Source organism: Enemella dayhoffiae (assembly GCF_002250625.1).
GTDB lineage: Bacteria > Actinomycetota > Actinomycetes > Propionibacteriales > Propionibacteriaceae > Enemella > Enemella dayhoffiae.
Map to the genome: position 1 here is coordinate 100,910 of NZ_NMVQ01000001.1, position 13,754 is coordinate 114,663.

8 protein-coding genes are annotated in these 13,754 nt (G+C 71.3%); 4 read left to right on the forward strand and 4 right to left on the reverse strand.

From position 1 onward, the window contains the following. Positions 1 to 70: 70 nt before the first annotated feature. Positions 71 to 1,660: a diacylglycerol kinase family protein gene (locus CGZ93_RS00535; RefSeq protein WP_094362199.1), complete on the forward strand. Its 1,590-nt coding sequence runs from the start codon at positions 71 to 73 to the stop codon at positions 1,658 to 1,660. Positions 1,661 to 1,770: 110 nt separating this feature from the next. Here the strand turns inward: CGZ93_RS00535 and pheA are convergent, their stop codons facing one another. Genes pheA through mptB form a run of 3 tightly spaced genes read right to left on the reverse strand, consistent with a single transcriptional unit; the run spans position 1,771 to position 5,296 of the window. After that, positions 1,771 to 2,703 (reverse strand): prephenate dehydratase, encoded by a 933-nt coding sequence (gene pheA / locus CGZ93_RS00540; RefSeq protein WP_094362200.1) that lies wholly within the window; start codon positions 2,701 to 2,703, stop codon positions 1,771 to 1,773. A gap of 43 nt (positions 2,704 to 2,746) precedes the next feature. Continuing rightward, entirely contained in the window at positions 2,747 to 3,616 is an 870-nt protein-coding gene (locus tag CGZ93_RS00545) for a DUF2510 domain-containing protein (RefSeq protein ID WP_094362201.1), read from the reverse strand. A 9-nt stretch (positions 3,617 to 3,625) separates the two neighbouring features. Beyond that, positions 3,626 to 5,296: a polyprenol phosphomannose-dependent alpha 1,6 mannosyltransferase MptB gene (gene mptB, locus CGZ93_RS00550; RefSeq protein WP_094362202.1), complete on the reverse strand. Its 1,671-nt coding sequence runs from the start codon at positions 5,294 to 5,296 to the stop codon at positions 3,626 to 3,628. 85 nt (positions 5,297 to 5,381) lie between these two features. Here mptB and CGZ93_RS00555 point away from each other — a divergent pair, with 85 nt between their 5' ends. The 3 genes from CGZ93_RS00555 (at position 5,382) to CGZ93_RS00565 (ending at position 9,407) form a co-directional block, all read left to right on the forward strand. Continuing rightward, positions 5,382 to 6,596, forward strand: a complete 1,215-nt coding sequence (locus tag CGZ93_RS00555) for an arginine deiminase (RefSeq protein ID WP_094362203.1) — start codon at positions 5,382 to 5,384, stop codon at positions 6,594 to 6,596. A 121-nt stretch (positions 6,597 to 6,717) separates the two neighbouring features. Next, positions 6,718 to 8,085 carry an NAD-dependent epimerase/dehydratase family protein gene (locus CGZ93_RS00560; protein ID WP_094362204.1) on the forward strand — a complete coding sequence of 456 codons (1,368 nt, stop codon included), beginning with the start codon at positions 6,718 to 6,720 and terminating at the stop codon, positions 8,083 to 8,085. Between the two features lie 26 nt (positions 8,086 to 8,111). Next, positions 8,112 to 9,407 carry a S8 family peptidase gene (locus CGZ93_RS00565; RefSeq protein WP_176451570.1) on the forward strand — a complete coding sequence of 432 codons (1,296 nt, stop codon included), beginning with the start codon at positions 8,112 to 8,114 and terminating at the stop codon, positions 9,405 to 9,407. 151 nt (positions 9,408 to 9,558) lie between these two features. Here CGZ93_RS00565 and eccCa read toward each other — a convergent pair whose 3' ends face one another. Then, positions 9,559 to 13,695 carry a type VII secretion protein EccCa gene (gene eccCa / locus CGZ93_RS00570; RefSeq protein ID WP_094362206.1) on the reverse strand — a complete coding sequence of 1,379 codons (4,137 nt, stop codon included), beginning with the start codon at positions 13,693 to 13,695 and terminating at the stop codon, positions 9,559 to 9,561. Between the last annotated feature and the right edge of the window lie 59 nt (positions 13,696 to 13,754).

Genomic DNA, 13,754 nt, shown 5'->3' on the forward strand with positions numbered 1-13,754 from the left:
GCTGCTGCTCTCGCTGTTCACCTGACCGACCGCGGCACCCACGCGTCCGCCGCGGCCCTAGTCTGAGGCCATGGCACGCCGGTCCCCGAGCCCCACCGCCACCGCCACCATCGCGGTACTGGCGGTGGGGTACGCCGTCTGGACCTGGCTGGTCACCGCCGGTCAGCTGGACAGGCTCGACCGCGCCACCCTCCATCGGGGGCTGAGCCCGCACTCCCCCGCCGCCCAGATCCTGTCGGCGGTGGCGCTGCTCACCTGGCCCGGAGTGTTGTACGCCGTGCTGGCCGGCATCGCGTTGTGGGCGTTCCAACGCCGACTGCGCAATCTGGCGGTGGCCATCGGCCTGTCGATCGTGCTCGGCTGGGGGTCGCACCTGGGGCTGAAGTGGCTGATCGGGCGTACCCGGCCGCACACGCCGCTGGACGTGATCACCGACGCCGGCTGGGCGTACCCGTCGGGGCACGTGGTGGCTGCCACCGTCACGGCGTTCATGATCGCGGCGGCGGTGGTGGTCACCCGCCAGTCGTTCACCCGCCGGCTGGCCTCCCGCCTGATCGGCGGGCTCGCGGTCGTCGGGGTGGCGCTGGATCGCTGGGCGATGAACGCGCACTGGCTCTCCGACCTGGTCGGCGGCGCCCTGCTCGGCGGGCTGGTCGCCTCGGCCTCGCTGGTCATCGCCGGCGTCCGCGTGCTGCCGAGCAACCCGCTGGAGATCGCACTCGCCCGACCGAAACCGGTGCAGCCCGAGGGCGAGCGGAAGCGCTGCGCGGTGATCTTCAACCCGACCAAGGTGCTGGACGTGACCACCTTCCGGCGCCACGTCGCCTACGAGGCCGAGCGCCGCGGCTGGGAGCCGCCGCTGTGGCTGGAGACCAGCCGGCACGATCCCGGCTATGAGATGGCCCGGCTGGCGCTGGAACGCGAGGTCGACCTGGTGCTCGGCGCCGGCGGTGACGGCACGATCCGCGCGATCTGTGAGGTGCTCGCCGATTCCGAGACGCCGTTCGCGGTGATCCCCGCCGGCACCGGCAACCTGCTGGCCCGCAACCTGGAGATCCCGCTCGACGAGTCGGAGGCGCTGCGGGCGGCTTTCCTCGGCAGGCCCGAGCGGATCGACCTGATCCGGCTGACCGTTGACCGCGGGACCGACCACGAACACAGCCACGTGTTCGGGGTGATGGCCGGGATCGGCATCGACGCGACCATCATGGACCGCACCGACGCCGACCTGAAGAAGGCGGTCGGCAACGCCGCCTATTTCCTGGCGGCCGCGCAGAGCGCCAACCACCCGCCGCTGCCGGTGGCGATCCGCGTCGATGACGGCGAGTGGTTCCGGCGGCGGGCGTCGGTGCTGCTGATCGGCAACGTCGGGCTGCTCACCAACAACATCCGGATCATCCCGGGCGCCTCGGCCACCGACGGGTTGCTCGACCTGCTGGTCGCCTCCCCGCGGACCGCCGCCGACTGGGTCCGGCTGACCACCAAGGTGCTCACCCGCACCGGCACCAAGGATCGCCGGATGGACCTGATCCAGGGCCGCCGCGTCGAGGTACGTTCCGAACGCAGCGATGCCTATCAGCTCGACGGCGACACCGAGGGCCGGTGCAGCACCCTGCTGGCCGAGGTGATGCCGAGCTCACTGACGGTGATGCTGCCCTGACTCTGCGGATCGACCACCGGGCCCTCCGGATCGACCACGAGTCGACGAGCCCCGGCCGCAGAGCCGCCCGCTCCGGCAGACCCCGAACGACGCGTGGTCGATCCGGAGGGTCAGGATCCGCGGATCCCGTCGAGCCACTCCTCGGCCAGCCGATAGTCGGCGTCGCCGTGCCCCTTCTCCACCGCGGGCCGCACCCGATCGGCCCGCGGATAGGAGCCGAGGAAGACGACCTCGCGGCTGGTCCGGCGGACCCCCTTCATCGCGCCGGCGACGCGGGCGTCGGCCACGTGTCCGTGCACGTCGATCGAGAAGCTGTAGGTGCCGCGCACCAGCCGGCTCGGCCGGGACTCGATCCGGGACAGGTTCACCCCGCGCGAGGCGAACTGCTCCAGCATCCGCATCAGCGCCCCGGACTCGTCGTCGTTGAGAAAGACGACCAGGGTGGTCTTGTCGGCCCCGGTCGGCTCCGGCGTCGGACCCGGGCGGGTGACCAGCACGAAGCGGGTCACGGCGTCGGGGTTGTCGGCGATCTCGCTGGCCACCGCCACCAGCCCGTTCGCCTGCCCGGCGACCCGGGCGCAGATGGTGGCGTCGAAGCGCGACTGCGGGTCGGCGACCTCGCTCGCCCCGGCGGCGGTCGACCCGCCCTCGGCGACCTGGGCCTCGGGCAGGTGATCGGCCAGCCACTGCCGGCACTGGGCCGAGGCGTGCGGGTGGGTGATCACCCGGCGCACCTGGGACAGCTCGGTGCCCGGCCGGGCGAACAGGTCGAACTGCACCGGCAGCAGCACCTCGCGGGTGATCACCAGCCGTTCGCCGTAGGTGAGGTTGTCCAGCGTGGCGGACACGCCGCCCTCGATCGAGTTCTCGATCGGCACCAGCGCCGCGGCGACCTGACCGGTGCGGACGCCGTCCAGTGCCAGCGGCACCGAGGGAAACGGCACCGGATCGGCCGGTACCTCCGGCACGCTGAGCAGGGCCTGGTGGCAGAACGTGTTCACCGGACCGAGGAAGCCGAATCGGTCGGGCTGCTGGGCTGGCATGCCGGTCAGGTTAGTGCGACCGGGCCGGCGTCCGCCCCCGGTCTCAGACCAGCTTGATGGTGCGCTGCGACGCCTCCGCGGCGGCGACGATGTCGGGGTCCTCGTCGGTCGGCATCATGCTCAGCCACAGCGCCATCCCCGAGCCGCCCTCGCCCTGCCACGGCAGCACCAGCATGGTCACGGTCTCCGGCGCCACCGGCTCGGTGGTCTGATAGCGCAGCCCCGCGGTCAGCTTCACCGCCCCCGGCAGCCCCGGCCACGGTTCGGTCCTCGGCTGATCCCACTGCATCGGCACCTTGGCGGTGTAGCGCTTCTGCAGCTCCTGGTACGCCCGTTGTGCGGTCGCCGCCGGTTCGCCGGGGGTGACCAGCGCCGGATCCAGCGCACCGAGGATCTGCTGGGCATATTGGGTGTCGTTGGCCGACTGCCGGCCGCCGGAGGCGATCCAGCAGTGGCTCAGAAAACCGGGCAGGCTCTTGCGGGTGGCGTCGGGGGTGTACGTCTCGGCCAGGGTCATCTCCAACCGCTCGGCCACGATCGCGGTGCGGTCGCGGGTGCTCCACGGCGCGACCTGGCGCTTCGGCGTACCGAGCGCGGTCGGGGTCGGCGCCTCCGGGACCCGCTCGGGGAGCGTCTTCCCGAACAGCGACAGGGCAGTCAGGCCGAGCAGCAGGGTGGTCACCACCAGAAACGCCACCAGGCCGCGGGCCGAGCGCGGCGGCGTGCTCTGCACCCGCGGCTCGACCCGGGGCGCCTCCCCGCGCGGGGCGGGGGCGTACGCCGAATCGGCCAGCCAAGCGGTCCAGCCGCTGCCGTCCCACCAGCGGTACGCCGGGTCGGGCTCGGGGTCGGCCAGTTCCCTCGGATCGGGATACCAGCCGGGTCGCGGCGGGGCGGTCGGATTGGTGGGCACGATCGCAGGCTAACCGGTGGTGCGGGCCGGTTCGTCGGTCTCCTCCCCGCCCGGTGGCCCACTGGTCTCGTCACCCGCGTGCGGAGCCCTCGTGTGACTGCCCACCTTGAGCCCGTGCTCGTGCCACCACAGCACCACCACCACGATCACGCCTACGCCGACGGTCGGGGTGATGATCTCGCGCACCCGCTGGTTCCAGGCGGCCATCAGCGGGGTGTAGTCGATCACCCGGCCGAGCACGAAGGCGACGTTGAGCACCCCGGCCCGCAGCAGCGCGATCACGTCGAGCTGGGTGGCGCCGAGCAGGGCCATCGGCAGGAAATAGATCAGGTCATACCAGGCAAGCGAATAGGCCGAGGTGATCACCCAGCCGACGGCCATCACCACGGTGGTCCGCAGGGCGATCACCAGCGGATCCCGCTCGGGTGAGGTGCCCGGCGGGGCGCCGGGAAGGGCGCGCCACGGCAGCACCCGCGACAGCATCCAGCCCAGCATCACCGCCGACCCCCAGGCGAGCACGCTGACCACGACCGACACCGCATCGGGTGAGATGAACACGTTCAGCACCCGGCGGACCGGGGAGATCCACGACGAACCGATCACATAGCTGGCGTTCTTGGAGGCCAGCTCCAGCGCCCGCGGAAACAGGAAGATGTAGACGATCGTGTTCGGGATCGCCGCACCGAGCATCGACAGCAGGAACTTCTTCAGCTCCCGGCGGTACGCCCACGCCATCGCCACCCCGTACAGCCCGACGGTCGCCTTGCCGGTGCACGCGACACCGATCAGCAGCCCGGTCAGGAACGGGTTCCTGCGGATGAACAGGAATCCGGCCAGCGCCACCGCGATGGAGACCGCCTCGTTGTGCGCCCCGGTCACCACGGCCCAGATCATCATCGGGTTGAGCAGGGTCCAGATGATCGCCCGGCGCTGCAGCGCATTGTTCCCGCGCGCCATCCAGATGATCACCGTGCAAGCGGCGATGAACGCGACGCAGCAGAACAGCTGCAGCCAGAACACCACGTCGTGCAGGTTTTCCCCGCCGAGCACGTTCGCCACATATTGCATGCCATACAGCAGCGGCCCGTAGACGTTGACCATGTCCTGCCACGGCTTCTCGGTCCACCGGATGATCGGGTCGTACATCTGCCGGAAGATCTCGGCCGGCGCCACCGAATAGGCGTCGTAGCCGAGCTTGGTCAACCGGCCGTAACCGGCGTACATCAGCACATCGGCCGAGGTCTGCGGCGGCACGGTGATGGTGATCAGGTTGACCACCACACCGAGGATGTAGAGGTTGCGGTTGCGCGGTTTCCAGCCGACGGCGAGCGCGCGCAGGCAGATGAACGTGCCGGCCGCGCCGAGGAACAGCAGCAGATAGCACAGCATCACCACCAGCCACGGGTTCGGTTTGAGCACTCCGCCGGGGAGATACCACGGCGGCAGGATCGAGCTCCGCGGACCGATGTTGAGGGTGGTCACCGAGGGGCCGAGGAAACCGACGAACAGGGTGATCACGGTCGAGGCGAGCACCATGCCCAGCCCGAGCCGCGGGTTGCGGTGCCACGGCGTACCCGGTTTCACCTCGAACAACTGGCGGACGCCGTAGGCGAAGCGGTGCAGGACCGAACCCCGGTCGGTCGCCTGGTCGGCGGCAGCAGGCTCGGTCGTCTGGGTCACGCAGGCAAGATTAACGGCAATTCTTGGGCGCCTCGCGCGCAGCGCGCCCAACCCCCGCGACGCGGGATGTCGTACGCTCGCGGGCATGCCTCAGCCCACCCAGCCCGGCGTACGCACCGAGGTCGGCCGGTTGCGCAGTGTGCTGCTGCACCGGCCCGGCAACGAGTTGCGGCGGCTCACCCCGCGCAACAACGACGACCTGCTGTTCGACGGGATCCCGTGGGTGGAACGGGCCTGCGACGAGCACGACGCGTTCGCCGAACTGCTGGAGGGCCGCGGGGTCGAGGTGCTGCGGATGACCGACCTGCTCACCGAGACCTGGGCCGATCCCGAGGCGCGCCGGTTGGCGATCGAGCACTGCTGCGACGACCTGCACATGGGTGATCGGCTGCGGCGCTACCTGTCCGCACGGTTGGCCGAGCTGGATCCGGCGGAGCTGACCGAGATCCTGGTCGCCGGGCTGCGCAACGACGAGGTGACCGGGATACGCACCTTGGTCACCGCGCTGCGCCAGCCGGAGGACTTCATCATCAACCCGCTGCCGAACCTGCTGTTCACCCGCGACTCCTCGGTCTGGGTCGGCGACCGGCCGGTGGTGACGGCGCTGGCGATGCCCGCGCGGGTCCGGGAGACCCGGCTGACCGGGTTGCTGTATGACTTCCATCCGCGGTTCGCCGACCTGCGCCAGGGGCGTACGCCGTTGCACGGCTGGGGCGCGGAGCACCTGGAGGGCGGCGACGTGCTGGCGCTGGCCGAGGGGGTACTCGCGGTCGGGGTGGGTGAGCGGACCAGCCCGGCGGGGGTGGAGCGGCTGGCCCGCAGCCTGTTCGAGCACGAGCTGGTGCGGCGGATCGTGGTGGTACCGATCGACCAGCGCCGGGCCACCATGCACCTGGACACCATCTGCACCATGGTCGACGTCGACGCCCTGCTGATGTACCCGAACGTGGCCGGTTCGCTGACCGCCATCGAGGTACGCCCGGACGGCGAGGGCGAGCTCGCCGTGGGCCGCCCCGGGCCGTTCCTGGAGGTCGCCGCGGCCGCGATGGGGATCGACCGGCTGCGACTGATCGACACCGGACTCGACCCGGTCACCGCCGAGCGCGAGCAGTGGGACGACGGCAACAACACCCTGGCGATCGCCCCGCGGGTCGCGGTGGCCTACGAGCGCAACACCCAGACCAACGCCCGACTCGAGGACGCCGGGATCGAGGTGCTGGCGATCGCCGGCTCGGAGCTGGGCTCGGGTCGCGGCGGCCCCCGCTGCATGTCCTGCCCGATCTCCCGGGACGATCCCTAACGCCCGTCGTAGGGCCCCTAAAGCCCGTCGAAGGGCCCCCGTCGCAGGGATCGGGAGATCCCCCTCACACCAGCCACCTGAGCGGGTCGGAGAGGTCTCCCACGGGGGCACAATTGGGGGCATGTGGTCCCGCACCGAACAGGTTGAGCTGGCACTGCCGATCGAGTCGGTGTGGGAGGTGCTGAGCGACCCGACCCGGTTGCCGCAGTGGCACCACTTCTTCGAGTCCGTCGAGGTGACCGGCGGGTCGAGCCCGGTCGAAGGACGCGGCCGGTACCGACCGCGCGGCTGGGCGGGAACCCTGCACGAGCGCACCTCCGGCCGGTTCCGCTGGTCGGCGTCCTACCACCGACTGGTGCTGCGCCAGCCCCAGCCCGCCGGCGGCGTGCACGAGTTCGAGTGGTCGCTGCTGGCCACCGAGACCGGGTGCCGGTTGACCCAGCGGGTGCGGGTCAAGGGGCCCCCTTCGCCGATGTTCGCCCGGGTGGCCGGACGCCCGTCGGCCCGCTCGCTACCGCTCGATGGAGTGCGGTTGTACCGGCTGGCGGGTGGTGGGCTCGCCCCGGACGCCCTGCGCGTGGTGATGGCCGGCGGGACCGGCTTCCTCGGGCAGCACCTGGCCGCCGACCTGGTCTGCCGCGGTCAGGAGGTGGTGCTGCTCACCCGGAAGCCGGACCCGGCGCTGCCGTTCGAGCAGGTCGCCTGGGACGCCCGGACCGTCGGCGAGTGGGCGGAGGTGTTCCGAACCGGCCGACCGCTGGCCGTGGTGAACCTCGCCGGCAAGCTGGTCGACTGCCCGCCGACCCCGGACAACGTGGCCGCGCTGCGCGACTCCCGGGTGGCCGCGACCCGGGCGCTGGTCGAGGCGACGTGCACCCAGGCGGTCCGGCACTGGCTGCAGGCGTCCACCACCGCGATCTGGTCCGACGCCGGGGACCGCCGGCTCGATGAGTCCAGCCCGCTGCCGACCGGCCAGGCGGCGCTGCCGCAGATGACCGGGGTGGCCCAGCCCTGGGAGCGGGCGGCCGAGGGGGCGAACACCGATCACCTGGTGTGGCTGCGCACCTCGATCGTGCTCGCCCAGGACTGCCCCGCGTTCGACCGGCTGGCCGGGCTGGCCCGGTTGGGTGCTGGCGGCACCGTCGGCCCCGGCGACCAGTGGTTCTCCTGGATCCACCTGGCCGACTGGCTGGCGATCGCCCGTTCGGCACTCGGGCTCGGTCCGGTGGAGCTGCCCAGCGGGGTGGTGGTCGCGGCCAGCCCCGAGCCGGTGACCAACGCCGAGCTGATGCGGCTGCTGCGTGCCGAACTCGCCCCGGCGCGGTTCGGCGTACCGACCCCGTCGCCGCTGCTGCGGGTCGGCGCCGTCGCCCTGCGTACCGACCCTGCGCTCGCCCTGACCGGGCGGCACGTCACCTCCAAGGTGCTCACCAACTTCCCGTACGCCTTTCCGCGGCTCGGCAGCGCGCTGCGCGACCTCCTCGACTGAGCTCGGCCCGGCGTAGGGTTGCCGCCGTGCGCGAGATCCAACGTTCCCTGAGCAGGCGAGGAACGAGCGCGTCGAAGGGTCGCCAGCTGGGCGCCATCCTCGCCACCGGGCTGCTGCTCGCCGGACTGGCCGTTCCGGCGTACGCCGTCGACGGCGAGGGGGAACCGTTCGACCCGGCGATCTGCGCCGACTATGCAGCCAACGGGGCCGAGGCGGAGAAGGATCCGCACTGGGCGACCAAGCGGCTGCAGGTGGACAAGGTGCACCAGCTCGCCACCGGCAAGGGGATTCGGATCGCCGTGCTGGACACCGGCGTGGACACCTCCCGCAACCCAGCGCTGCTGCGCGAGGGGCGGCCGACGGTGACCCGCACCTACAACTTCGCCGGCTATGACAAGGGCCCACGGGGCAACGGCAACGAGCGGCGCGCCGACTGCTCGCACGGCACCCAGGTCGCCTCGCTGATCGTCGGCACCGCGGAGCCGGGCGGTTTCGTCGGCCTCGCGCCGGACGCCGAGGTGATCTCGATGCGGACCCTGCAGAAAGCCGCACCGTCGAAGGTGAACACCGGTCAGGAGCCCGAACGGGAGCCGCTCGAGCCGACCATCAAGGCGATCCGCAAGGCGATCGAGCTGCGCGTGGACATCATCAACATTTCGCAGCAGGGCAGCGACTCCTTCGAATACCGGCGCGCGATCACCGACGCCGCCGCCGCCGGGATCGTGATCGTCGGGGCCGCCGGCAATGAGGGCGCGTCCAACCAGGCGCCCTACCCGGGGAGCTATCGGGACGTGATCGCGGTGGGGATGAGCGACATCAACGACCAGCCCCATCCCCAGTCGCAGTTCCACCCGCAGATGACCGTGAGCGTCGGGGCGCCCGGGGTGGCGGTGCTGGCGGCCAACCCGTCCGGACCGCAGGGCCAGTCCTGGAGCACCGTCGACGGCACCAGCTTCGCCGCCCCGCTGGTCTCGGCCACCGTCGCGCTGATGCTGGAGCGCAACCGACGACTGACCCCGCAACAGGTACGCCGCCGGCTCGAGGCGAGCGCCGACCCACCCGCCTCGGCCGTCCCGGACAAGCAGCTCGGGCACGGGGTGATCTCCCCCTACCGGGCGCTCACCGACGTCGACTTCGCCACCCCCGGGCCGAGCCCGACGCCGCAGGGTGGCCGCGCGCCCGATCCGACCCGCCCGGCGAGCACCACCCGCGGCGGCAAGCTGGCCGTCGTGCTCGGCGTGGCCGCTCTCGGTGGCATCGGCCTCGCCACGGCCCTCTTCGCGGCGTACCCCTCCGGCCGCCGACGCGGCTGGAAGGTCTAGGGCCGCTCCCCCGCTGGCCATCCAGCGAACCCACGCTCACCCCACCGGCCATCCAGCGAACCCTGAGGCCATCCCCCTGACCCTCGAGGGATCGCTGGGCGGCAGGAGGGTTCGCTAGATGGCCACAGGGAGTGCGGGGGCCCAGGTCAGATCAGAACTCGGGGGCGGGGGTGTGCACCGTCTGGACCAGCACCTTGCCGGCGCGGGAGACCCAGGTACCGCGGCCGGGCGGCAGCGGGAACGGGCGGACGTCGGCGAGCAGCTGGCCCTCGTCCTTGGTACCGGACATGATCAGGCCCGGCGACTGACCGTCCTTCATCCGGGCGATGATCGCGTCGCTGAACGCGGCCCGGCCGGCGCCGCCCATGCCGCGGGCGATGATGATGTGCAGCCCGATGTCCGAGGCCTGGGAGACCAGGTCGGCGAACGGCGACAGCGGGTTGTTCATCGAGGTGGCGACCAGGTCATAGTCGTCGACCACGACGAAGATCTCCATGCCCTCCCACCAGGACCGGTTCCGCAGCTCCTCCTGGGAGACGTCCGGGCCGGGCAGGCGTACCCGAACGGCCTCGGCGAGGTGCTTCGCCATGTCGGTCGCCGCCTGCGAGGACGCGCAATAGCTGATCAGCTGCTCCTCGGGCACCAGTCCCAGGTGGACACGGCGATAGTCCAGCAGCAGGATCCGCGCCTCGTCGGGGGTATAGCGGGAGACGATCCCGTTCAGCACCGTGCGGATCAGCGTCGACTTGCCCGACTCCGGCGCACCGAAGGCGACCAGGTGCGGCTCGGCCACCGGGTCGAACCACAGCGGCGCCAGCTCCAGCTCGTCCACCCCGAGCGGGAAGGAGCGGTTGGTCCCGTCCCGCTCGACCATCGGCAGCTGGGCCGGGGACAGGTCGTCGGGCAGCATCCGCACCTCGGCGGCCTTCGGCCCGTGCCACGCCTGGGCGATCCGCTGCACGGAGGCCTTGACCCCTTCGGAAAGCTCTTCCACGTCGGGGTTTCCGTCGATCCGCGGGAGCGCGCTGAGCGAGTGCAACCCGTCCCGGGAGAGCCCACGACCCGGGCGCCCCTCGGGCACGCTGGCGGCCAGCTTGCGGTTGATCTCGGACTCGAAGTTGTCGCCGAGCTTCAGCTCCACCCGGCTCAGCAGCAGGTCGCGGATGTTCATCCGGAACTCCGACCACTTGCCCGCGCTGAGCATCACGTGGATGCCGAAGCTCAGGCCCCGGTTGGCGAGCTGGGTGATCGTCGACTCGAGGTTCTCGAACTCCTGGCGCAGCGTGATCCAGCCGTCGACGACCAGGAACACGTCGCTGGCGAACCGGTCCGGCGGGATCGTGCCCTGGGCCCGGCCGCGCCGGTACGCCTGCATCGACTCGATCCCGAGGTTGGCGAACTGGGTCTCCCGCGCGGTGAGTAGCGAGCTCAACTCGGCCACGGTCCGCTTCACCCGGTCGACGTCGAGCCGCCCGCACACCGAGCCCACATGCGGCAACCCGCGCAGCGAACCGAGCGCCCCGCCGCCGAAGTCGAGGCAATAGAAACCGACCTCGGCCGGGGTGTGCTGCAGCCCGAGCGACATCACCGTCGACCGCAGCACCGTCGACTTGCCGCTCTGCGGACCGCCGACCACACCGAGGTGGCCACCCGAACCGGACAGGTCGATCCACATCGGGTCGCGGCGCTGCTGACGCGGGCGGTCGATCAGCCCCATCGGCGCCTGCAGTCGCCCGTGCATCCGGCGGTCGGTAGTGGTGAGCCCACGCCCCTCGACCTCGACCAGCGCACCCGCGTCGCCGAAGCTGGAAGCGTACAACTCGTCCAGGGTCGGCGGGATGTCCAGCGGCGGCAGCCACACCTTGTGCGCCGGCCAGCCCTGGCCGCGCAGCCGCCCGACGACGACGCTGAGCAGGGTCTCCTCGTCGTCATCATCCTTCTTCGCCGGCGGCGGGGGCGGTTCGGGTTCGGTCTCGGCCAACTCCTCGGGGGCCGGCGCGGTCACCTCGACCGGCACCGGTTCCGGTTCGGGCGGTTGCGGGATCGCCACCGGGCGCGGGGTGAACTCGAGCACCGGCGGCGTCCAGGTGTCGGTGAAGTCGTCGATCTCGGCGGCATCCAGCAGGTCCCCGCCGCGGACCCGGGCGCGCGGCGGTGCGGTGGTCCCCTTCCAGGCACCGGACACGTACGCCGCCTTGAACTGCACCATGTTGGTGGTGTCGTACTTCAGATAGCCGTTGCCCGGCGCGCTCGGCAGCTCATAGGCGTCCGGTACGCCGATCACCGTGCGGGATTCCTGCGGGGAGAAGGTGCGCAGCGCGATCCGATAGGACAGGAAGGTGTCCAGGCCGCGCAGCTTCGACTCCTCCAGTCGCTGCGAGGCGAGCAGCAGGTGTACGCCGATGGAGCGGCCGATCCGACCGATCTGGATGAACAGGTCGATGAACTCCGGACGCGCGGTGAGCAGCTCGGAGAACTCGTCGACGACGATGAACAGGCTGGGCATCGGCGGGATGTCGGCACCGTCGAGGCGGGCCTGGTCGTATTCCTCGCGGTTCTTGATGTCGCGGTTGCGCAGCTGGGCGTTGGTCTGTGACAGCACCTCCATCCGCCGGTCGAGCTCACCGCCGATGGCGTCCTGCATCCGGTCGACCAGGGCGAGCTCGCCCTCGAGGTTGGTGATCACCGCCGAGACGTGCGGCAGTTCCTCCAGCCCGGCGAAGGTGGCGCCGCCCTTGAAGTCGACCAGCACATAGTTCAGCTGGTCCGGCGGGTGGGTCATCGCCAGGCCGAGCACGAGCGTACGCAGGAACTCCGACTTGCCGGAACCGGTGGCGCCGATGCACAACCCGTGCGGACCCATGCCGGCCATCGCAGCCTCTTTGATGTCCAGGTCGACCGGCTGGCCGTTGACGCCGTTGCCGACCGGGATGCGCAGCCGCTGGTGCAGCGGGCGCAGTTTCCAGGCGCGCGAGGTGTCCAGGGTGGCCGGGTCGCCCACTCCGACCATCGTCGGATAATCCTTGGGTGGTTCGAAGACCGGGGCCTCGGACACCTCGCCGGTCTCCTCGACCACGGCACCGAGCGGCATCCGATAGGGGGCCAGCCCGCGGGCCAGCATCTCGGCGTGCACCATCGGGATCTGGTCGGCGGGGCCGATCTCGCTGCTCTGCAACCGGTTGCCGCGGCGCATGTGCGCCCGCAGCACCCCCTCGCGCACCTCGATCGCCATCGTGCCGGGTTCGATCCGGCGCGGGGCCTCGCGTACCCGAGACACCTCGACGGTGGTCGCGGTGGTCCCCGGCGCGGAGAACTGGGCGGCGTTCACCCCGTCGACGCCGTCGGTGACGACGACCACGTGCCGCAGCGTCTCGTCGGTGAGCGACCCGACCGCTCCCTCGGCGAGCTGGGCGAGCTCGGTCAGGCCGGAGGCGAACAGGCGTACCTGCCCGACGCCGTCATGGCGATCGGGATGCTGGGCGTGCGGCAGCCACTTCACCCAGTCCCAGTGCGGCTGGTTCTCCGGCGCGATGCAGAACACGATCCGGAACTCGGTCGGCGCGTGCCAGGCGGCCATCTGCGCGACCATCGCAAACGCCAACCGACGCGCCCCGTCCTCCTCGCCGATCAGCTGGATCAGGCGATACGACGGCAGGTCGAGCGAGGCGGGCACCGAGGTGACCCGGCGGTGGGTGTTCATGAACCGGCGCAGGGCGCCGACGGTGAGCGGTTCCAGGTCCTCGACCGGTTTCGACTCCGGCGGGGTGATCCGTTGGGCGAAGTTCTGCTGGCCGAGCCCGATCCGGATCGACCCGAAGTCGGGATCCTCGGGGCGGCGTTCCCACATCCGGCGGGTACCGGCTATGGTCCACAGCGCCTCCGGCTCGGGGTGGATGAACCGGGTCGAGCGCCGCTGGTCGGCGGCGGTGTCGCGGATCCGCTTGCGCATCTGGCCGAGATAGCGGAAATAGTCGCGGCGGGCGGCGTCGAGCTGTTGCGCCTGGTCGTCGTTGCCGCGGCCGGTCTGGGTCATCATCATGCCCAGCATCGAGATGCCGTACATCCCGCCCATCACCGCGCCCAGCGGCCCGCGCGCCCCGGCGGTGGAGGTCATCATCAGCGCCATCGCGCCCGCGCCGGCGAGCATCGGCAGCATCCGCAGCACCATGCCCCAGCTCGCCCCGGTCGCGGGCGGCGGGATCTCCGGCGGGGACTCCAGCAACAGGTCGCCGCGCGGCATCGCCGGGCCGGAGGGGCGCTTCGGCCGGTTGAAGGTGACTGTGGCCATGGTGCTTCGCAGACTAGTCGTACGCCGGTTCGCCACGCTGGCCGAGCCGACCGGCGGCT